Genomic DNA, 21,981 nt, shown 5'->3' with positions numbered 1-21,981 from the left:
CAGGGGGGCGGGGAAGTTGTCAGCGGCGCGGGGCAACGGTGAAACGTCCTGTCCCTTACGTTGGAACGTCCACCCAATGCCCCAGTCCGGCGCGGCGGGCATGGGCAGTGATTTCCGCCCGTACCTGAAGCGCCAGTTCCAAAGCCGCCTGTCCGGCCCGTCCATCCACCAGCGGCTGCCGGCCCTGCCGGATGCAGGTGATGAAGTGTTCGAGTTCGGCCCGCAATGGCTCATCGGGTGCGACCGTAACCGCGCGGGGTACAATGGCTGGCGGCGCGGCCGCCCCTTGGGAACGGACGACCTCCAGCGCCGTCACCTGCTGGGTCAGGCAGTCGACCGAAACATACCCTCCGGCGTGGAAGCACCGCAGCTTGCGTACCTTGTCGAGCGAAACGCGGCTGGCCGTGACATTCGCCACACAGCCGTTGGCAAACTCGATGCGGGCGCTGGCAATGTCAACTTTTTCTGTCAGCGCCGGAACGCCGACGGCATGGATAGTGGCCACCGGTGCATCCACCATCCAGCGCAGCAAATCCAGATCGTGGATCATCACGTCGGCAACAACATCAATATCCAGGCTGCGGGGCGTGAACACGCTGAGGCGGTCAATCTCAAAAAAGCGGGGCTGGCACACCAGTGCCTGGGCAGCCTGAAGCGCCGGATTGAACCGCTCCAGATGGCCGACCTGAAGAATGACGCCGGCCTGCTCGGCCGCCGCAATCATCTGCCCGGCTTCTTCAAGTGTGACGGCAATCGGCTTTTCGACCAGGACGTGCTTGCCTTGGGAAAGCAACGCCACTGACAACGTGCAGTGGTCACAAGTGGGGACAGCCACGCTGACCGCCATCACCCGTGCGGCAAGGTCCTGCCAGTCGGCAAAGTAAGCAACACCATAACGGTCAGCTACGGACTGTCCGACTTCAGGACGCAGGTCACACACCCCAACCAGTCGTACCCCCGGTAGGCCGGCGTAAAGCCGGGCGTGGTGCTGCCCCAGGGCGCCGACGCCAATGACGCCTACCGTCACCATGTGCTTACTGACCAGTTCCCTTGCCGTCCACTTCCTTGCCGGCTGCCGGAGGCGCGACCGGCGGAGCTGGAGCCGGTGACGGAGCAGCATCCGGGAGCGGGATCACCGGAAACCCACGCTGGGCAAAAAAGCTGCACACCCGCTCGTTGTAAAGGTCAGCATCCTTGCCGGCCAGAGGAATGTCGCGTGACTTCGGGATATTCGTTTGTTCACAAACAGAAGGGCCAAGCGCCAACGCAACTTCCATCGCTGCTTTCTGGAGATTTTTTGACTTATTTTCGGCGATCAGAACTGCCACACTTTTGCCCTTGCTCTGATAGTTGGCAACCTGACTGCGAACGGAGCCGGTGTCGTAAATCCCACCCTGACTGATCTGTAACCCGATGTCCAGCAGGCCATTCGTGATGAAGTTGTCAAGACCGAGCAGATCACGGGCGCGGAGGTGTGCAAACTCGCGCACGGAATTATAAGGCATATCGGCCACAACAGCCTTGACCGAGTCATTCTCACCACCCACCATCAGCGATGCATAAGCCCCGACATTGACCCCGTAAAGTCCGATCCTATTGGGATCAATCAAAGGTACTACCCCACCCTTCGGAGATGGAACCTTGAAGGTTTTGAAGAATTCCACAGCGGCTGCCAAGTCTTTCTTTTCAGACGCCCCAAGAGTTGTCACAAGATTTGTGCTCTCACCATGTGCCCGGAGGTCATAGACAAGCACGTTGTACCCCCGCTCCCAGAGCCGGTAGCCCAGATCCATCATGTCAGCCCGTGAACTTCCCAACCCATGGGTGATGACGATTCCGGGTAGTCCGGCACCACGGATAAAAACCCACCCATTGAGGGTTCCACTGGTGCCGGAAATCTGAACCTCCTTCCAGGTAAAGCTGACCACTTTCCCCCAGTTGTCCGGTAGTTTTTTTGGAAAGTCCTTAATCGAAAGCAGCGTGCGGTTGGATTTAGTAATGGCGTTGACAGCATACACCGTATAGCCAACTGCAGCCACAATGGTAACAACAATGGCCGGAATAAAAATCTTGAGATAAAGAAAAATGACGCGCGTTTTTTTCCTACGTGGTGGCATTGTTTATGCTCTCCCAGATGCTCCGAGAAGGTTCAGGACGAGAAACTAGGGTTTATGTCCTGAAATTACGTGGTCAAACCAGCAGGCCTGCTCCAGCGGCGTCACTGTAATCCGCAGGAAACCAGACTGGTTGAGCCACAGGGCGAGTTGTTCAGCCGAATAGGTCGCCCCTGACATCATGTTGAGACTGAAGAGTGCGGCAAACTGGGCGGCGGCGGGAGAGGGTGCATCGGGCGTCATTTCCTGGACGATTACGCATCCACCCGGATTGAGGGCGGCGTAGCTTTTCTTTAGTACCCGCAGGATATGCCGCTCCCCAAGCCCGTGCAGAACACCGGACAACAACACGACATCGTAGCCATAGCCATAATCGGCATTGACGAAATCCCCGGACCGGACGCGAACCCGGTCGCGAACAGCCGACTGCTGAATCAGTTCGTCAGCAATGGCGACGACCTCCGGCAAGTCAAACACCTCGGCTGTCAGTCCCGGATACTGCTCGGCAAAGCGGAGTGCGTACGAACCAGCCCCACCGCTGACATCAAGCAGACGGGTGTAGCCGCTCAAGTCCACCGCCCGGCACAGCGCCTCGGCCTGTCCGCCCAAGGCAATCTCGTGCATAGCCAGCACCCAGGCCCGCTCAGCCGCCTGGCGTTCATCATTCGGACGCACCAAATCGAAAGCCATTTCACGCGGGCCGATTTCACCGGTGCGGAGCAGATGCTCAAGTTCCCCAAACCGGGCCCACAAGTCGGCAAAGTAAGCCAACAGGTGTCCCTGATAGGCTGGCTTGCCGCGCACGAGAAACGTCGTTGCCAGGGGGCTGTTCCGATACTGCCCAGACTCATCCTCGATGACCAGTCCCAAGCTGGCACAGGCCGCCAGCAGTTTTTCCGCCCCGGCTGGTGTCAACCCACAGGCTCTGGCCAAGTCAGACCCGCTTTGCGGGCGCGCTTCCAGGACATCAAAAACCGACAGCCGATGGGCGGCAAACAGAACGCCGCTGCTCCAGAAAGCCGTCCCCAACCGGTAAAGCGGCTCTGGCGTGATGCAAGTCGCTCGTCGTGAGCGACGTTTTGGTGATGTGGACATGCCAACTCCAGCTATGCGGCCTGGACTATCCGGGACGAAACCTTCCCGCCAACCGGTAGTGCCAGTCGCCAAAGTACGTTCAGACAATACATTGGGCGCTTCGGACGCTAGCATGGTCACGGCAGCTTATGCTACGGCTGCTGTGGCGATGACTTGCCCGCCTGGGAATGACCACACACAATGCCCACGCGATGCTTGCCATTTTTACAGCCGACGTCGAGTGATTCCCAATGCCCCTGCCGAACCACACACCGCTGATGCCAGCGCTCATGCGCGCCAACGTGCTTCTGGAACCGGGCACGATTGAAATGCAACACCTGCCTGTTCCTGACCCTGAACCGGGTGGTGTCGTCGTCCAGGTGATGACGGCGCTTACCTGTGGGACGGACCTCAAAGCCTTTCTGCGCGGTCATCCGAAGTTTCCAACCCCAACCCTTTTTGGCCACGAGTTTGCCGGGGTCATCGCCAAGGTGGGCCAAGGTGTTACGCGCTTCAAGGAAGGTGATGCGGTGATGTCCACCCATTCGGCTCCGTGCGGCGCGTGCTACTACTGCCAGCGCGGCCAGGAAAACCTCTGCGACACCATCATGTCCACCATGGTGCTGGGGGCCTATGCGGAATACATCCGCATCCCGGAACGCATCGTGCGGCAGAACATGTATCTCAAGCCGGAGAATCTGCCTTACCGGGAAGCCGCACTTATGGAACCCCTGGCCTGTGTCGTGCATGGGCTGGAAGGGGTGACGGTCAGGGAAGACGACACCGTTCTGGTGCTTGGCAACGGTGCCATTGCCCTGCTGCACGTCGCGGCACTGAAAGCGCGCGGCGTGGAAAATATCATTGTGGCGGGACGGCGGGCGTACCGGCAGCGTGTTGCCCGTGCCATTGGGGCGGCCCAAACAGTGGACTTTACGAACGAAACCCTGCCTGTGCAGATTCGTGAACTCACCGGTGGACGCGGGGCCGATCTCGTCATCGAGTGCACGGGCCAGCCCCACATCTGGGAACTTGCCGTGCACCTGGCACGCCGGGGTGGAACGGTGATTTTCTTTGGCGGCTGCAAGCGCGGCACCACTGTCACGTTCGACACCGAGCGCATCCACTACGACGAAATCACGCTGCGCAGCCCCTTTCACATGACGCCCCGCGCCGTCCGGCAGGCGCGCGAGCTGCTTCTCGAACGGCGCGTGGACTGGGGACAGCTCATCACGGCCGACTACCCGCTCGAACGGCTGGGTGAGGCCCTGGATCAGCTCCAGCATGGCGATTGCATCAAGTTCGCCATTCTTCCGTGAGTATATTTGGCTGATACGGAGATGTGCGGTGGCTTCCCGAAAAACCGGTTCCACTTGTGGGATGATGTCACCGCTATTGGACTGCGTATCTGAAGCGATGCCACCAAGTCGGGCGAAAAGCACCGGATTGCCAAAAAAACCGGCGTTCGCTTACTATCCAAAGCACTTCCCCCGATTGGCCGCAACGCTTTCCCGGTCCTTTTGACGACGATGGCGTTCAAGGAGAGACACACTCGATGACCACTGCTGCTGCGCCCGGTGAAGCCACGCCACAGCGGACGTTGCTCAACCCGGATTTGAAAAGTCCCCGCGCCCGCGAGTTTGAAGAAAAACTCATGGCGCGCATCGTCGGGCAGGAACGCGCTGTCCGCCGCATTGCCAACCTCTACCAGATTTATCTGGCCGGGCTGGCGCATCCCGGCCGTCCCCTTGGGACGATGCTGTTTCTCGGACCAACGGGTTCGGGCAAAACCCGCGTCGTTGAGGCGGCGGCCGAAGCCCTGTTTGGTGACCCCTATGCCGTCGTCAAAATTGACTGCGCCGAGTTTCAACACAGTCACGAAGTCGCCAAGCTCATCGGCTCGCCCCCCGGCTACCTTGGCCACCGTGAAACGCCGCCGCTGCTGACCCAGGAAAACCTCGACAAGTACCACACCGAACAGGACAAGCTGACCTTCGTCCTGTTTGACGAAATCGAGAAAGCCTCGGACGCCTTGTGGCAACTGCTGCTGGGCATTCTGGACAAGGCGACGCTCACCCTGGGCGACAACCGGCGGGTGGATTTCTCAAAGTGCATGATCGTGATGACAAGCAATCTGGGCGCCAAGGAAATGTCGGAACTCATCACCGGCAGCATTGGCTTTGCTCCCGTACGCCCGGAAACGCAGCGCGACGACCTGGACCAGAAAATCTACCGCACGGCGACCGAAGCGGCGCGGCGCAAGTTTTCGCCGGAGTTTATGAACCGGATTGACAAGGTGGTGGTGTTTCGCAGCCTCAAGGACCATCATCTGGAGCGGATTCTCGAACTCGAATTGCGCGCCGTCCAGGAACGGATCACCCAGACGGCGGCGGAAAAATTCGTCATCCGCTGTTCCCCGGAAACCAAGCGCTTCCTGCTCGACGAAGGAATTGACCTGAAATACGGGGCGCGGCATCTCAAGCGCGCCATCGAGCGGTTTCTGGTCAACCCCATTGCCAGCCTGGTCGCCACACAACAGGTCAGCACCGGCGACCTGCTCCACGTGGACTATGACCCGGAAAACAAAAAGCTGATCTTCTCCAAAGAACCCCAGGGCGCACTGGTGCTGACTTCCGGTGGAGAAACCGAACACGCCAACCCTGAGAACAGGCCGCCGGAAGGTCAGGCCGTCGCCCTTCCGGCGCACATGTCCCCTTCCTCGGCCCGCAAAGTCAGCGAAAACTGAGCTGCCCACACGACACGCCAGAACCCGACCCAGGAACCAGCCAGCCGCCAGTTGCCCGGTGGCTGGCTGGTCCTTATCTGGGGCCCGCAGGCAGCCCGGACGCGCCTCAACGCCGCCCCATGGTACATGCCGGCCCCTAGCGCAAGCCGGGAAAGCCGCACTGCCGCAGGGCCTCATACAGCACGAGCGCCACGCAGTTGGAGAGGTTGAGCGAACGCACATCTGCCGCCATCGGGATGCGGACAACACACTCCCCGGCAAGCAGTTCCGGCGGCAGCCCTCTGGTTTCACGTCCGAAGACGAGAAAATCATCCGGCCGGTAGGTGATTTCGTCGTAGCGGCATTGCCCGACCGTCTCAACGAAAATAAACCTGCCGGACGGATATGCCTGGCGCAGCGTCGGAAAATCACGCCACTCGTGAAGGTCAAGCTGGTGCCAGTAATCCAGCCCGGCCCGGCGCACCGCCCGCGCGTCAATCGAAAAACCCAGCGGGTGAACCAGGTGCAGGCGCGTCCCGGTACAGACACAGGTGCGCGCCACGTTCCCGGTGTTGACATGGATTTCCGGTTCGACCAAAACGACATGCATCGGCGTCTTCCAGCGTTGTTCTCTGGTATCGTTGTTCCGATGACGCCTGAATAGTCATCAGTCCTGCCGTACCAGGTCCGTATCACCATGGCAGAAACGGTTTTGATTGTGGATGACGAACGTGGCATTCGGGAATCCCTCCGGGGGGTTCTCGAAGATGAAGGCTTCGTGGTCGAAAAAGCCGAAAGCGGCGATGCTGCCCTGCGGCGGCTGGCCACGACGCCCGTCAACTGCATTCTGCTCGACATTTACATGCCCAACAGCCAGCTCGACGGCATGGCGACCCTGGAACACATCCGGCGGCAGTACCCACACATTCCCGTCGTCATGATTTCCGGGCATGGCACGATTGACACGGCCGTGCGCGCGATTCGGCTGGGCGCCAGCGATTTCATCGAAAAACCGCTCAACATCGAACGGACGTTGCAAGCTGTGCGCCACGCAATCCAGATGCACCGTCCGGCGCCAGCACCGGACGGAAGCGACCTGGTCGTAGGGCAGAGCGTTCCGATGCGCGCCCTGCGCCAGCAGATTGCCCTCACCGGGCCGACCGACGGGCGGGTGCTCATCTACGGTGAATCCGGCACCGGCAAGGAACTGGTCGCGCTGGCGTTACATGCCGCCTCAAAGCGCGCCGACCAACCGTTTGTGGCGGTCAACTGCGCGGCCGTCCCCGAAGACCTCATCGAGTCGGAGCTGTTCGGACACGTCAAAGGCGCATTTACCGGGGCGACGGAATCGCGGCGGGGCAAGTTTGAACAGGCTGACGGCGGCACGCTGTTTCTCGACGAAGTGGGCGACATGAGCCTGCGCATGCAGGCCAAGCTTCTGCGGGCGCTCGAAAGCGGTCTTATTGAACCCGTCGGAAGCCAGAGCGCGCGGCGGGTGGATGTGCGCGTCATTGCGGCCACGAACAAACGGCTGGACGAGGCCATTGAACAGGGGCAGTTCCGGCCGGATTTGTTTTACCGGCTCAATGTCATCCCGTTTCAACTGCCGCCACTGCGGGAGCATCTGGAGGACATCCCAGCGCTGGTCGAACACTTCGTCCGCCAGTTCAGCCAGCACTACCAGCGCCCGCCTATCACCCTGACCGAAGATGCCTACGAAAAGCTGCGCCGGCACGACTGGCCCGGCAACGTGCGCGAACTGCGCAACCTCATCGAACGGCTGGTGATTACGGAAACCACGTCGCCAGTGACAGCGGAGCAGATTCCGCTTGACCCGGCCCCCAACTCGGTCTGGGCCAGTTTTCAGTTCGGGTCGCTGCGCGAGGGCAGCGAAGCTTTTGAGCGCGAACTTGTCCGCCGCAAGCTGGCCGAATGCGACGGCAACGTGACCCAGGCAGCCGAGGCTCTGGGCATTGACCGTAGCTACCTGTACCGCCGCATCAAGGCGCTGGGCATCAGCCTGCGCGGCTGACCAACCGGCTGCCGACGACCAATGGTGAGTGAGGAACTGTTCATCGGAAACTCGACGGCGCTGCTCACGCTTCTCAAAGACGCGGCGCGGGTCGCGCCGACCGAGGCCACCGTGGTCATCACCGGCGAGAGCGGGACGGGCAAAAGCCTGCTGGCCCGCTGGCTGCACGAGCAGAGCCGCCGGGCCAACGGGCCCTTTGTCGTCATTGACTGTGGCTCCCTGCCGGAAGCCCTGCTCGAAGCGGAACTGTTCGGGTTCGAGCGGGGGGCTTTCACCGGTGCGGTCGCAGCCAAGCCCGGCCGGTTCGAGGCGGCCCAACACGGAACGCTCGTCCTCGACGAGGTCGCCGCATTGTCGCCGGCGGCCCAGGCCAAGCTGCTGCGCGTCATCGAAGAACGGAGTGTCCTGCGCCTGGGCGGAAGCCGCGCCCTCACGCTCGATGTACGCCTCATTGCTGTGACCAACACTGACCTGACGGCGGCCGTTGCACGCCAGGCCTTTCGGGCGGATTTGTTTCACCGCCTGAACGTCATCAGTCTGGCTGTTCCGGCATTGCGCGACCGACCAGCCGACATCCCGGCTCTGGCCCGGCACTTTCTGACCCAGGCTGCCCACCGCCACGGATGGCCGCCGCCGCCGCTGGCGGCTGAAACCCTGAGCTTTCTTGAAGGTTACGACTTTCCGGGCAACGTCCGGGAGTTGCGCCATGCCATGGAACATGCGCTCGTGACGGCTGCACCAGGTGTCATTCGCCGGGAGCATCTGCCTCAGCGGATGACCTCGGCAGCAGCGCTCATGCAGCACCGGATGCGCAAGCCGACACTGGCGGAACTGGAAGCCACCTACATCCGGGAAGTTCTCCAGCAGGTCGGTTGGCGTAAGGCCGAAGCCGCCCGTATCCTGGGCATCAGCCGCAAAAATCTCTATGAAAAACTGCGGGCCTATGGCATTCCCTACCAACCAGCGCATCGCACTGCCGGACAAGCCTGACACGGCAGCTTGACCAGGCGGCTGAACGTTCGGTAGCCTGCCGCCTTTTGCTGACGGCCGGTTGTCCCGGACTCCGGCGGCTGAGCCAAGCGGTATCGCCTGATAGCCTGACCCTCACTGAGCAAGGAGCCTCCTTAAGCCACCATGAGAGCCAATCAGATTCGGCGCGGCATGATCATCCTGTTTGACAAACAACCCCATCGCGTCCTCGAATACCGTCACCATACCCCCGGCAACCTGCGGGCGATGGTGCAGACGAAGCTCAAGAACCTCATTACCGGCACCACCTTTGAGCATCGTTTCAGCGCTACCGAAGATGTGGAGCGCGCCACCCTTGAGCAACACGAAATGCAGTACCTGTACCAGGAAGGCGCAACCCACTACTTCATGGATGTTTCGACCTACGAGCAAATTGGTCTCGACGAAGAAATCCTGGGCGACACGCTGAGCTACCTGAAACCGGACACAACCATTCAGGTTGAGGTGTACAATGGGCAGCCGGTGGCGATCCAGCTTCCGGCAGTGGTCGAGCTGACGGTGGTCGAAACCGAACCGGAGCTGAAAGGTGCTACAGTGACCGGCTCCAGCAAACCGGCCAAGCTCGAAACGGGCCTGCAAATCAGTGTTCCGGGCTTCATCAAGGAAGGGGATGTCATCCGGGTGGATACAACCGAAGGCAAGTACATTGAACGCGCCAAGTAGGTTCCCACCTGTGGCAGCTTCTGACGCGCCATCCGCTGCCCGGCTCAGGTTGCCGGCGTGTTTTCCCGGTTTCCCTTCTGGCTCTACAATACGGCTTTGATCGCCGGCGCGCCGCTGTGGCTGGGCTATTACGGGCTACGTCGGCGGCAGCGCCCGCTCCGTCTGCACGAGCGGTTTACCTACTGCCCACTTTCCCACGCTGCCCCTCGCATCTGGCTGCACAGTGTTTCCGTCGGCGAAGTCCTGGCCGGGCAACCGCTGGCGTGCGCCCTGCGGGAACACTTCCCACACGCCAGTTTTGTCATTTCGACAACCACGGACACCGGACAGGCGCGCGCCCGGGAACAACTCGCCTGGATGGATGCACACTTTTACTTTCCGCTTGACATTCCGTGGCTGACGGAACGGGCCGTGACCAGCCTCCAACCGGCGCTGGTTATCATTCTCGAAACGGAAATCTGGCCCAACTTTTTGCGTACCTGTGTGCGGCATCAGGTGCCTGTAGTGCTTGCCAATGGCCGGCTCTCCGACCGCTCCTTTGCCCGCTACCGCTGGCTGGGCCGGATGATGGGCGACCTGCTGGGCTACTTTCGGCTCTGCCTGATGCAATCCGATACCGATGCCGAACGCATTCGCCAGCTTGGTGCGCCACCGGAGCGCGTGTTGACGACCGGCAATCTCAAATATGCGCCACCGGATGCCGACGAACGGGCGCGGCGGGACCGCATTGCTGCTGCCCTGCAACAGCAGTACCACCTGGGGGACGGGCGGCCGTGCATCGTGGCCGGCAGTACCGTCGAAGGTGAGGAACCCATCCTGGTTGAAGCGTTTGCCCGGCTGCGGGCCGGCCTTGACCGCCTTGGCTGCCGGCTGCTGCTCGCTCCACGACATCCCGAACGTTTCGCGGAAGTCGCCCGCCATCTGGAGCGTTTCGACTGGACGGTGGCGCGGCGGTCTCAACCACGGCCGGAGGATGTCCGGGCGGAAGTCATCCTGCTCGATACGGTGGGCGAACTGGCGGCGGCCTACCGCTGGGCGGATGTGGCCTTTGTCGGCGGAAGCCTCGTGCCACGCGGTGGTCACAACATTCTGGAACCGGCGGCAGAAGGACGCCCCATTGTGACGGGGCCGCATACGGAAAACTTCCGTGCCATTCTCACCCGCTTTCGCGCAGCCGATGCCGTGTGGCAACTGCCGTTGACATCACCGGACGGTCTCCGCCAGGAACTCCAGACAGCGTTCGAGACGCTTCTGCGTGACCCTGGGCAGGCGGCCGCCCTGGGACGCCGCGCGCAGGCAACCTGGGCGGCGGAAACCGGCGCCGTGGCGGCAACGGTGGCCGCGCTCAAAGCCTACGTGTTTCCCCACATTCCGGCGCTGGCCTCTATTCGAGGTGACTGATTTTCCCCTGCAGCGTGGTGTCAATCATCATGGGCGGCGTGCCGTCGCCGAAGAAAAACGACTCCATCGCCCCGAAGAGGAATTTCTGCGCCTGGGGATCGAGCGGGTTCAAACCAAAGTGATTCATGAGCACGAGTTGCTGGGCCTGCCACTTTTTCCAGCACTCGGCACAGGCCGTTGCGTGCACCTTGCGTCCGAGGTCGGTGTTGAAGGGCACCCGGCTCATGGGCGCCATGGTCTCCCGGCAGGCGACGGCGTACGTCTCCCCTTCCCGCCGGATCAGACGTGCCTTTTCGAGTTCACCCAGGGCCAGCTTGACCGACTTTTCGGGATGGCCGGTCTCGGCCACAAGCTGCGCCGCCGAAAGCGCACCTTTTTCCTTGAGTACCTGAACGACGATGCGCGGCGTTCCCTTCAAAGCGACACACAGCGTATCCAGCATATATGACTCACATAAGCATCAGAGTGGCGGGTGTTCCAGAACCCGTAACGGCCCGGTGAAGCTTACGGAATGGACGGCAGATCGTACAGGCAGGCCGCCTGACGCAAACCGGCATACAGCTCAGGCTCGACCTGCCACACATCCTGCCCATAGAGCTGTCCGGTCGTCCGTTCAAAGCGCAGGGCGGCATTGAGCGCCGCGTCGGCCGCGTGCAGATCGCTTGACCGATAGAGTGCCTGTCCCAGGTCTTTGAGTGCCTCGGCGAAATCCGGGCGCTGCTCGATGGCGAACTGAAACGCCTCGATGGCCAGCCGGGGTTTGTTCTGCCGCATCAGCGTGCGCCCCAAGCGGTGCCAGGCTTCAGGGTAGTGTCCGCCACTTTTTTCAAGGGCTGTCCGAAATGCCTGCTCAGCTACATAAGGCGGCTCACACTGCGACAGCACCAGGCCCAGCTCATAGTAGCCCTGCGCCGTGTTCCCCGCCGGGGTTGCCACGAACTGGCGCAGCGTTTGGGCCGCTTCAGAAAGCTGCCCGGCTTTGACATAGGCCCGGCTCAGTTGCCGATACAGTTCCGGCAGGGGGGAAACGGCCAGGGCGCGCGCCAGCACCTCGACAGCCGCCTGTGGTTGCCCCATCGCCAGAAGGACTTTGCCCAGGTCGAGGGTGGCTTCCGGGTACTGTCCGCCACGGCTGGCCCGGGCTTCATTGAAGGCCGACTGCGCCCCCGGAAGGTCTCCCTGCACGGCGCGGGCGTTTCCCAGGCCAAGCCAGCTCTCGCCATCAGTGGGACGCATGGTGACGGCGGTGTGAAATGCGGATTCGGCAGCTTTACCGTCGCCCGAACGCAGGGCCGCCAGCCCCAGGTTATGGTACGTGGCCACCTGGGTATCCCCCAACTGCAACGCCTGCCGATAGGCCGCACAGGCCTCGGCCGGACAATTCAGACGCAGCCAGGTATTGCCCAGATTGCGGTACGCCACACCCAGGCCCGGCTCAGCCGCCAGCGCATTCTGATAGGCTTCCGAAGCCGCCGCATAGTCGTTGTGGACGTAGAGAACATTGCCCAGGTTGAACCAGGCTTTGCCGTAAGGCTTCGGCGCGTTGGCAATCGCCCGGCGAAGCAACTGAAGGGGTTCTTCGGTGCGACTGGCAATGAAAAACCGCCCCAACTCGAACAAACCAACGCCTAGATTGAGCAATGCCTGGGGATCATTGGGTGCCAGAGTCTCTGCCGTGCGCCACATCCGCACGGCCTCACGCAGTTCCCCCATATCCCGCAACACAGCCCCCAACCATTGGTAGGAAGGCCCATGCTCAGCATCACATCGGATCGCCTGGCGAAAGGCGTTCCGGGCCGCTTCAAAGTCCCCCTGCTCCCAGAGTTGGCGGCCACGCTGAAAGCAATGATGGAGTTCGGCTTCTGGCGCCCGTGTTGGAGTACGGGAGCGATCAAAGGCAGTCGTCACAGTCTGGTCCGTCATGACAGAGGTGGTTGTTCTCCAAGGTAAACATCCCCCCTGCGCTCGTCTTTGCCGGTCTCTCAGGTGAGGTCAGAGGCAGGCCCTGCCGGGCGTTTTGACACCCATCAGACACACGTTCCGGCGTCAGAGTTAGCTTGTGTCAAGTGGTCAGAGATTGCAACCCACAGCAATCCCTTGTTTCGGTTGAACAGCTTGTTTCGGTTGAACAGGACGGGTCCAACCACCCACCCGACCGTAGTGGTCAAGGGAATCCGGCCTGTGATAGCGTCCCGGACAAATCTTGAAAACCGATCCGGTCAGCCTGGTTGGCAGGGACTGACCGATGTGGAGGAATCATCACTACCATGAGCGCACCTGCTCGCAGCCCGATTACGGGAAAAGTCGTTCAAGTCATTGGCCCCGTCGTTGATGTAGCGTTTGGCGACGGTTATCTGCCACCTATGTACCAGGCCCTGCGCGTGACCAGCGAGGGGTTTGATGTTCCCCAGCCAATTGATGTCGTTGTCGAAGTCCAGCGGCACATGGGTGACGGGCTGGTACGAACCGTGGCCATGCTGCCCACTGAAGGCATGGTGCGGGGGATGAAAGTTTATGACCTTGGCACACAAATCACGGTGCCGGTCGGCAAGGGGACGCTGGGACGGGTGATGAACGTCCTCGGCGAGCCGGTGGACGAACTCGGTCCCATCAAATGTGAAAAACGCTATCCCATCCATCGCCCGGCGCCATCTTTCGAGCAGCAGTCCACCGAAGCCGAAATGCTTGAAACCGGCATCAAGGTCATTGACCTCATCCAGCCCTTTCTCAAGGGCGGCAAGATCGGCCTCTTCGGTGGAGCGGGGGTGGGCAAGACCGTGACCATCATGGAACTCATCAACAACGTGGCGATGGGGCACGGCGGTTACTCGGTGTTTGCCGGCGTCGGCGAACGGACCCGCGAAGGCAACGACTTGTGGGTCGAAATGCAGGAAGGCGGCGTCATCCGCATGGACAACCTCGAAGAGTCCAAAATTGCCCTCGTCTATGGACAGATGACCGAACCGCCGGGCGCGCGGGCGCGGGTGGCACTTTCGGGGCTGTCGGTTGCCGAATACTTCCGCGACGAGATGAATCAGGATGTGCTGTTTTTTGTGGACAACGTCTTCCGTTTCACCCAGGCCGGTTCGGAAGTATCCGCCCTGCTCGGACGGATGCCTTCGGCCGTCGGCTACCAGCCGACACTGGCCACCGAAATGGGTGAAATGCAGGAACGGATTACCTCAACCAAGACTGGCTCGATTACTTCCGTGCAGGCGATTTACGTTCCGGCCGATGACCTGACCGACCCGGCCCCGGCCACAACCTTTGCCCACCTCGACGCCAAGACGGTGCTCTCCCGTCAGATTGCCGAGTTGGGTATCTTCCCGGCCGTGGACCCGCTTGATTCGACCTCCCGCATTCTCGATCCCCAGATTGTCGGACAGGAGCACTACGAAGTCGCCGAAGGCGTCAAGCGGACGCTGCAACGCTACAAGGAACTTCAGGACATCATTGCCATTCTGGGCATTGATGAGTTGTCCGAAGAAGACAAGCTGACCGTGGCACGCGCCCGCAAAATCCAGAAGTTTCTCTCGCAACCCTTCCACGTGGCGGAGCAATTCACCGGGCGCAAGGGCAAGTACGTCAAGGTGGCGGACACCATTCGGAGCTTCAAGGCCATTCTGGAAGGCAAGCACGACGACCTGCCGGAGCAGGCCTTCTACATGTGTGGCGCCATCGAGGACGCCATCGAGAATGCCAAAAAAATGACGGAGTAAGGTGTTGTACACGAGAGATGGCCCCTTGGCCGGAGCCATCCGCCCGTGACCTTGCTGCTGTCGCTGCCCAAATGGGCACGCAACCTCGCAACCCACGCCATGGCCTCAAAAAACGCCTCTGCGCCCAACCGCAAGCGGCTGTTGATCACTGGGATTGCAGGCGGGCTGGCCACACAGCTCGCCTCATCCATCCCGCTTGAATGGGAGGTTATCGGCATCGGACGGCGGCCGCCCCAACTGCCCATTCGCCGTGACATCACCTACCGTCAGCTCGACATCCGCAAGAAAGCCCTGGAAAACCTGTTTCGCAATGAGCGTTTCGACGCGGTCATTCACCTCGCCGTCGCCAACGATGTCCGCCTGCCGATGACCGTCCGGCACACGGTCAACGTCATTGCCACAATGCGGCTTCTGGCCTGCTGTGAACGGCAGGGCGTCCCCCAGGTCATTCTGCTCAGCAGTGCTGATGTCTATGGCGCCGATCCAACCAATCCCACGTTTTTGACCGAAGATTATCCGCTCAAGGCCATTCAGCGGTATGCTGACATCGGCGACAAGGTTGAGTTCGATACCTATTGCCGGTCGTGGATGTATCAGGTCCGGGATACAACCACCACACTGCTGCGTCCGTGTCATATTGTGGGGCCACACGTCCAGAACTTTCTCACGACCTATCTGCGCTTCGGTCTGGTGCCGGTGCCACTGGGCTATGATCCGATGATTCAGGTCATTGATGAACGCGACATGGTACGGGCACTCCTGCTCGTTCTGGAGCAAAAACGGGGTGGAGTGTACAACGTCACAGGGCCGGGCGAGATTCCACTCTCGGTAGCCGTCCGGGAAGCCGGTGGCATTGCGGTTCCAGTCATCTACCAGATGGCCGCGCCATTGATGAAGCTGGGCTGGGCCATTGGGCTGCTGCCCTTCCCGACGCCGCAGTACGACTTTCTGATGTTTCCCTGCATCATAGACGGCAGTCGGTTTCGGGAGACCTTCGGCTTCAAACCCCGGTTTTCGCTGCACAAGGCCCTGCGCTCGATTCGGCGGCGGCCGGCACCGCTGACCGAAGCCGAGGAAGCAACGCCGGTGCGCCGGCGGCGCCAGGCCCGGCTGCCCCTGACCGAATCCTGACCCGGCTGCTCTGCCGCTTTCGGCCTGGCTGCTCGGCTGTGAAGGGCATGGATAGCCATCCGTGACCTGTGTTACAGTTTTGGTACAGTCTTGAGAAGACTCAAAACCACCAGACTTGTTGTTGCAGAGACGGCGCAGCAGACGGTTTTTTGGTCGCCATGTCGGACGTTTCCATCACCAGTTACGCCACACTGAGCTACCTTGACAGTCAGGGGCTTCAGCGCACGGTGCGGATCAACCGTCCGGTCTTCAGCATCGGCCGCCTGCGAACCAACGATCTCCAGATCAACAACTCCTATGTCTCCCGGCGGCATGCCGAGATTATTTACCAGAATGGGGAATTCATTCTCCGTGACAACAACAGCACCGGTGGCGTGATCGTCAACGGCGAACGGATTACGACCCGTGTTCTTCGCTCCGGCGATCGGTTTCAGCTTGGGGATGTCCACCCTGTCACCTTTCTTTTTGAAATCCAGGCGATTTCACCTGACAGTGATGGTCTGACCCACACTGACGAAGAACAACGCACGACTGACCGGCTGACCACCGTCATTGCCAGCCCCCGCTCCCGTTTTCTGAACACAGCGCTGCTGGACAGCGCCGAAAACATCACGGATTTCACGCTCAACCGGCTCAAGGCGCTCAATGAGTTCAGCCGCAAGATGCTGACGGCCGGCAGCATCCAGAGCCTGCTTGAATGCCTGCTCGATGCCGCCATGGAAACCCTGCCGGCGGAACGGGGGGTCGTCCTGCTGTGGGACGCGGCTACCGGTACGCTTGAAAAGCGCGCCGTACAAAGCCGGTCAGGGGGGTTGGATGTTCAGCCGAGCCTCACCATTGCGATGCAGTCCTTTGAGCAGAATGTCGCCATTCGGAGCTTTGATGCCTCGGCTGATACCCGCTATGAAGCAACGTCGAGCGTTGTCCAGCAGGCCATTCACTCCGTGATGTGTGCGCCGATTGCCTCGACCAAGCGCGTGTGGGGGGTGTGCTATGTGGATAATCTGCTGGCCAATACCCAGTTCAGCGATGAGGAACTGGAATACTTCCTGGCTCTGACCCAGCAGGCGGGGTTTGTCCTGGGCAACCTGCACCTCATCGAAGAACTGCGCGCCACCCAGGAACGCCTCATCAACCAGGAAAAACTGGCCACACTCGGACAGTTTGCCAGCGGCATTGCCCACGAACTCAAAAACCAGCTTTCGGCCCTGACAGCGGCCGAAATTCTGATGAGTGACACAGAAGACCAGCACCGCCGCCAACTCATTCAACTTATTCTCAATGCTCAGCAACGCATGGTGGCGATGGTCAACGAGATTCGGGACTTTGCCCGGCCGGACAGCAAGGAATACGAAAGAACCGTGCAGCCACTGGTGCCGGTCGTGGAGGAGGCGCTCAACTTTGCCCGCTATGACCCGCTGGTGAAGGTGTGCCGCACCAAACTCCAGACCACGGCAAATCCCTATGTCAAACTCAATCGGGACAAGCTGATGCAGGTCCTGCTGAACCTGCTCCGCAATGGCGCCCAGGCCATGCAGGGAAAGCCTGGAGAACTCACCGTAGTGGTTGACGAAGCCGATGGAAGTGCCAGAATCACCGTATCGGATACCGGCTGTGGCATTGCTCCTGAGAACCTGCAACGCATCTGGGAGCCATTTTTTACGACCAAAGGCAGTGAGGGCACCGGACTGGGACTCGGCATCTGCCGGCGCATTATCGAAGGTCACGACGGTGACATCACCTGCCAGAGCACGCTTGGACAGGGGACAACCTTCACGATTTATTTGCCCCTGGCCATCCCCCCCACCCTCCCGCTTTCCACATGACAAGTGTCATCAGGTTGGGAGGAATGGGGGACAACCGAAACCTGGGATGCCAGGCTAAGTTCCACCGGCATCAAGCATCTCATCGAGTGGAGAGAAACCCGTGTCACACGAACACCTGAAGGCAAGTTGGCGCGCCGAAATCGAAGCTATTGTCCGTGCCGAGCTGGGCAAAATGGAAGCTGAACTGGCCCGGATGCACCACCAGGTTGAACAGTCTTTTACACAGTTGCTCTCGCAGTCGGCCGCGCGACTGGCGGCGGTCAGCCAGGAACCAGCCATTGCCGACTTTGCCGAACGCGCAGTGGCGCATCTGGCCGCCCTGGCGGCCCCACTGCCGCCAACCTCAGCGGCAACACCGGCTCCGGCGCATGAGGCGGAACCGCCACCGCCTGTCGAGGAAATTCCTGCGCCACCGGTTGCAGCAGCGCCGCCACCACTGACGGTTGATCTTCAGGCGCTGTATTACTACCTCGTCGAAATTCAGAGCCAGCCCACTCAGGCTGAAGTTCTCAATCTGCTGGTCACACGCGCCCTGGAATACGCACCACGGGTGGCGCTGTTTGTTGTCAAGTCCGGGAATATCGTCGCCTGGACGGAACGTGGCTTTGAAACGGCCGGGGGTTCACTCCGCGGGCTGACCATCCCCATTGAGGCCAAAACAACGCTGTTCGCAGCACTGGAACAGCAAATGGCCGTGCTGGACAGCCCCTATGCCTACCAAGAAAACCAGATTCTGCTTGACCGTATCGGGCAAGCGCCCGAAGCCATGGCCGGCATTCCGCTGCTCGTCCGTGGCAAGGTGGCCGCCGTACTCTATGCCGACTCCGGCGATCAGCCGGCGGAGCGGATTACCGTTCCACCGCTGCAAATTCTGACCAACGTTGCCGGGCTGACCGTCGAACTGCTCAATGCCCGCAGTCGGCTGGCAACAACTGCGGTCGCGGTCACGGACCGGACGACCCAGACCATGGCCCCGCCACCGGTCACGACTGAAACCGCTCCCCCACCCACAGCCGTCAGCGAAGTGCAGGTTCGTCCAGTGGTCACCGAGCAACCGGCAGCCACGCCGGTCGCGGCTGAGACCGGCGCTCCCCAGGAAAGTGTGGCAGAGACCACCGCCGCTGAAGTTCAGGCGACCACCTACCAAGCTGAACCGGCTGAAACCAGTGCTGCCCAGGCAGAGGTAGGGTATGGTGTCGTAGCACCAGCCGGGCCGAGTGCTTCCATGGCGGCGGAGTACGACTCCACGCCCCAGGTTTCCCCCCAACCCGATGGACACCTCGCTGGAGACACCCAGCCAGACAGCGCGGCACCGGCAGTGGTTTCTGAAATGGGTGCCATGACGGTTGAAGCCAGCCCGGAACCCCAGGAACCAGCATTCGAACCGAAACCGCTCCCGCCCTACGTCCCGCCCGGTCCGACGATTCAGGAGCCAGCTCCCACATCCTCCTGGACGCAGCCTTCTCCCGAACCATCGGTATCCGTCTTTGGCGTTGAAAGCGGTACCGCATCGCTTGACAATGGAGCCTTCACCGTCGCTCCATTCCCAACTCCGGCCATTCAGTCACAACCACCGGTCCCTGTTGCTGCGCCAAGCGCCCCTCCCAAACCCACGACTGAAGAGGAAGCCAAAGCCCACAACGATGCACGGCGCTTTGCCCGTCTGCTCGTTTCGGAAATCAAGCTCTACAACGAGGCCAAGGTTGCGGAAGGACGCATTAACCGCGACCTGTATGACCGTCTAAAAGAAGACATTGACCGCTCGCGCCAGATGTATGACAAGCGGGTTAGTCCCATCGTGGCGGCGAAGTTCGATTACTTCTACGACGAACTCGTTTCTTCCCTGGCGGAAGGTGATCCCTCCCGCCTTGGGGCGGATTGCCCCGGTCCGGTTCTGATACAGCCGGAATAAAGCCACGCCGCAAGCGATTCCCATCTCCAGGAAATGGACGAGCACCCGGCTCGTCCATTTTTTTCCAAGCGGACCCCCCTGCGATGAAAGCATTGTTCTCACGGCTTCAGTCACGTTGGCGTACCTGGTTGCAGCCACTGCCGCTCAGGATTGGCATCGGTGGACTCGTATTGATCGCCGGACTTGCCCTTGGTGGCAGTTTCACAGTGCGGTACTGCCTGCACGCCGCCACGCCCCAGGAACGCACGGCTGCCCTCACCGAACTCCGTCAGGCAGTGGCGCGCGCCGGCAATCAGCCGCCCGACAGCCTTCTTGCCAGCTTCGAGCGCCGTTATCCAGACTCTGAAGCTGCGGCTCTGGCCCGTTTTCGCCGGGGCTATGACAACTACCAGCAACGCAACTATGCCACCGCAGTCAGCCTGCTCGACACGCCACTCATTGGCGAGTTCAGCCGTTTGGGTGACTATGGGTTGTATTACTTGGGCAAAGCCCAGTTTGACAGCGGTCAGTTCCAGGCCGCGCAGGCAACCTTGGCGCAAGTCGGCAGACGCTATCCGCAATCCCTGCTGGCCCGTGCCGCCACACTCCAGGCCGGGCGGGCTGCCGCCGTCCGGCGCGATGTGCCGGGTGTTGAGCAGGTGCTCCAACCTCTGCTTGACAAAGGCGATGGCAATGCCCTGGCCATTCTGACCCTGGCCTACCACACGGCCGGCCGTCTGGAAGACGCCCAGCGCACTTGGCGGCGCATCATCACCGAAGCGCCGGACAGCCTGACCCAGGACGAAGTCCAAAATGCCCGGCAGGCATTGTTCCCTGATCCGGCGACGGCGGCTGCCGCGGTGCGTGTCACAGACGCCGACGGACTGCGCCGACGCGCCAACCGGCTCTATGAAGTCAGGCAATACACGGCCGCTGCCGAAGACTTCACCCAACTGGCGACGCTTGACCCAACTGCACTCCAAAGTGATGAAGCCCGCCTGCGGTACGGCATCAGCCTCTACTTTGCCCAGAAGTTGGCTCCGGCGGCAACCCAGCTTGCGGCCGTCAGCAGTCAGGACAAACCGCGCCACGCCGAAGCGTTGTTTTACCTTTCCGAAGTCCAGCGGCGGAGCGGCAGCACCAGCTATCCGGCCACGGTGGAGCGGCTGCTGACGCTGTATCCCACTTCCCCACGCGCTGGCGAGGCGCTCGAAAACCTTGCCCAGTGGGCTGAAAAGCGCGGCAGCGGAAACTACTACGAGCGACTCATCCGGCAGTACCCTGAGCGGAAAGCCGGCCAGCGGTGGCACTTCCGGCGGGCCTGGACACTTCACCAGCAGGGCTCCTATGCGGCCGCCCTTCCGCTTCTGCTCGACCACGTGGCACTGTTTCCGGCCTCGGATTACAAAGGCATGGCCGCCTACTGGGCAGCGCGCAACCTGGAGCGCACCGGGCGCAACACCGAAGCCAAGGTACTCTACGAAGCCATTGTCCGGCGGTACCGCTATGGCTACTACGGACAGCAGGCAGCCAATCGTCTGGCGGCCCTGCGCTCCGTCCCGGCGGCGCAGCTTCCGGTGCAACATCCCGTCATGCGAGCTGTTGCCGGCTTGCCGCCGGCCCGTCCGCTCCCGGAAACCCTTGGCAGCGAAGGCGAAGCCTGGCTGGAACGGGCCTCCCAGCTTCGGATCATCGGGCTGATGGATTTTGCCCTCGAAGAAATGGAAGCGGCGCGTCAGACGGCGCCCACGTCACCCAAAGTCGCACTCGAAATGGCCCGCGTGTACCGCGACCTCGGCCAACCCAACCGCGCCGTGCAGGCGTTGCAGCGCGCCCACCCGGAGTATCTCGCCTACCAAGGCGATGAAATCAGCCGCGAAGAATGGGAAATCTTCTTTCCGTTGCGCGAGTGGGAAACCATCCAGCAGGAAGCCAAGGCCAATGGACTTGACCCCTTCATCGTCGCCGGCCTCATCCGCCAGGAGTCGGTCTTTGACGCCAACGCCCGCTCACGCGCCAACGCCATCGGTCTGATGCAACTGCTCCCCTCGACCGGACGGCTCGTGGCCAACAAAAAAGGCACCGGACCCATTACGGCTGACCAGCTCTACAATCCCAGGCTCAACATCGTGCTGGGCACCAGCTACCTGGCCGACATGTGCCGCCAGTTCGGGCGCTATGAATATGCCTTCGCAGCCTACAACGCCGGGCCGGGTCGGGTTGTCAACTGGCTCAAGACCCTGCCTACCGCTGAGCTTGATGTCTGGATTGATGCCATCCCGATTACCGAAACCCGGCTGTATGTTCAGGGTGTCCTGCGCAATACCGCCCATTACCGCCGGCTTTACGGCTCAGGCAACCGGGATTGAATAGGCGATT

Annotated in this window: 17 protein-coding genes; 11 read left to right on the top strand and 6 right to left on the bottom strand. The window is 61.2% G+C overall.

Annotation, left to right across the window (positions count from 1 at the left end):
* Positions 1-55: 55 nt before the first annotated feature.
* Genes J8C01_RS05655 through J8C01_RS05645 form a run of 3 tightly spaced genes read right to left on the bottom strand, consistent with a single transcriptional unit; the run spans position 56 to position 3,209 of the window.
* The gene (locus J8C01_RS05655) at positions 56-1,030 is read right to left on the bottom strand and encodes a Gfo/Idh/MocA family protein (protein WP_014099652.1); all 975 of its coding nucleotides are present in this window, start codon (positions 1,028-1,030) and stop codon (positions 56-58) included.
* A 4-nt stretch (positions 1,031-1,034) separates the two neighbouring features.
* On the bottom strand, positions 1,035-2,117 hold the full coding sequence (locus J8C01_RS05650; RefSeq protein ID WP_211431279.1) for an alpha/beta hydrolase: 1,083 nt from the start codon (positions 2,115-2,117) through the stop codon (positions 1,035-1,037).
* 45 nt (positions 2,118-2,162) lie between these two features.
* Complete coding sequence (locus tag J8C01_RS05645; RefSeq protein ID WP_187288338.1) at positions 2,163-3,209, bottom strand: methyltransferase; 1,047 nt, start codon at positions 3,207-3,209, stop codon at positions 2,163-2,165.
* Positions 3,210-3,439: 230 nt separating this feature from the next.
* Between J8C01_RS05645 and J8C01_RS05640 the strand changes: the two genes are divergently transcribed.
* Positions 3,440-4,504 carry a zinc-dependent alcohol dehydrogenase gene (locus tag J8C01_RS05640; RefSeq protein WP_211431278.1) on the top strand — a complete coding sequence of 355 codons (1,065 nt, stop codon included), beginning with the start codon at positions 3,440-3,442 and terminating at the stop codon, positions 4,502-4,504.
* Positions 4,505-4,740: 236 nt separating this feature from the next.
* Positions 4,741-5,931 carry an AAA family ATPase gene (locus J8C01_RS05635; protein WP_014099648.1) on the top strand — a complete coding sequence of 397 codons (1,191 nt, stop codon included), beginning with the start codon at positions 4,741-4,743 and terminating at the stop codon, positions 5,929-5,931.
* A 136-nt stretch (positions 5,932-6,067) separates the two neighbouring features.
* Here the strand turns inward: J8C01_RS05635 and J8C01_RS05630 are convergent, their stop codons facing one another.
* Positions 6,068-6,520, bottom strand: coding sequence for a tRNA (cytidine(34)-2'-O)-methyltransferase (locus tag J8C01_RS05630; RefSeq protein ID WP_211431277.1), 453 nt, complete (start codon positions 6,518-6,520; stop codon positions 6,068-6,070).
* 87 nt (positions 6,521-6,607) lie between these two features.
* On the opposite strand from J8C01_RS05630, the gene J8C01_RS05625 reads away from it, so the two are divergent.
* The 4 genes from J8C01_RS05625 (at position 6,608) to J8C01_RS05610 (ending at position 11,035) form a co-directional block, all read left to right on the top strand.
* On the top strand, positions 6,608-7,942 hold the full coding sequence (locus J8C01_RS05625) for a sigma-54-dependent transcriptional regulator (RefSeq protein WP_014099646.1): 1,335 nt from the start codon (positions 6,608-6,610) through the stop codon (positions 7,940-7,942).
* A 21-nt stretch (positions 7,943-7,963) separates the two neighbouring features.
* A complete protein-coding gene (locus J8C01_RS05620; protein ID WP_014099645.1) occupies positions 7,964-8,932 on the top strand; it encodes a sigma-54 interaction domain-containing protein in 969 nt (322 codons plus the stop codon).
* Between the two features lie 144 nt (positions 8,933-9,076).
* On the top strand, positions 9,077-9,634 hold the full coding sequence (efp, locus tag J8C01_RS05615; RefSeq protein WP_014099644.1) for an elongation factor P: 558 nt from the start codon (positions 9,077-9,079) through the stop codon (positions 9,632-9,634).
* A gap of 57 nt (positions 9,635-9,691) precedes the next feature.
* Positions 9,692-11,035 (top strand): 3-deoxy-D-manno-octulosonic acid transferase, encoded by a 1,344-nt coding sequence (locus tag J8C01_RS05610; protein ID WP_211431276.1) that lies wholly within the window; start codon positions 9,692-9,694, stop codon positions 11,033-11,035.
* On the opposite strand, the gene J8C01_RS05605 is transcribed toward J8C01_RS05610, so the two are convergent.
* Positions 11,019-11,477 carry a Fe(2+)-trafficking protein gene (locus tag J8C01_RS05605; protein WP_211431275.1) on the bottom strand — a complete coding sequence of 153 codons (459 nt, stop codon included), beginning with the start codon at positions 11,475-11,477 and terminating at the stop codon, positions 11,019-11,021. The two genes, J8C01_RS05610 and J8C01_RS05605, sit on opposite strands and share 17 nt — an antisense overlap.
* Before the next feature lie 62 nt (positions 11,478-11,539).
* A complete protein-coding gene (locus J8C01_RS05600) occupies positions 11,540-12,958 on the bottom strand; it encodes a tetratricopeptide repeat protein (RefSeq protein ID WP_211431274.1) in 1,419 nt (472 codons plus the stop codon).
* A 344-nt stretch (positions 12,959-13,302) separates the two neighbouring features.
* Here J8C01_RS05600 and atpD point away from each other — a divergent pair, with 344 nt between their 5' ends.
* The 5 genes from atpD (at position 13,303) to J8C01_RS05575 (ending at position 21,971) form a co-directional block, all read left to right on the top strand.
* A complete protein-coding gene (gene atpD, locus J8C01_RS05595; protein ID WP_058867394.1) occupies positions 13,303-14,754 on the top strand; it encodes a F0F1 ATP synthase subunit beta in 1,452 nt (483 codons plus the stop codon).
* A 45-nt stretch (positions 14,755-14,799) separates the two neighbouring features.
* Positions 14,800-15,885, top strand: a complete 1,086-nt coding sequence (locus J8C01_RS05590; RefSeq protein WP_211431273.1) for an NAD-dependent epimerase/dehydratase family protein — start codon at positions 14,800-14,802, stop codon at positions 15,883-15,885.
* Positions 15,886-16,043: 158 nt separating this feature from the next.
* On the top strand, positions 16,044-17,711 hold the full coding sequence (locus J8C01_RS05585) for a sensor histidine kinase (protein ID WP_211431272.1): 1,668 nt from the start codon (positions 16,044-16,046) through the stop codon (positions 17,709-17,711).
* A gap of 100 nt (positions 17,712-17,811) precedes the next feature.
* Positions 17,812-19,623: a hypothetical protein gene (locus J8C01_RS05580; protein WP_211431271.1), complete on the top strand. Its 1,812-nt coding sequence runs from the start codon at positions 17,812-17,814 to the stop codon at positions 19,621-19,623.
* Between the two features lie 83 nt (positions 19,624-19,706).
* Positions 19,707-21,971 (top strand): transglycosylase SLT domain-containing protein, encoded by a 2,265-nt coding sequence (locus J8C01_RS05575; RefSeq protein ID WP_211431270.1) that lies wholly within the window; start codon positions 19,707-19,709, stop codon positions 21,969-21,971.
* Positions 21,972-21,981 lie beyond the last annotated feature (10 nt).

Origin of the sequence: Chloracidobacterium sp. D (assembly GCF_018304685.1) — a bacterium.
In the GTDB taxonomy this organism is placed as follows: domain Bacteria; phylum Acidobacteriota; class Blastocatellia; order Chloracidobacteriales; family Chloracidobacteriaceae; genus Chloracidobacterium; species Chloracidobacterium thermophilum.
Note: the sequence above shows the minus strand (reverse complement) of the source record. Positions and strands in the feature narration are given on the sequence as shown.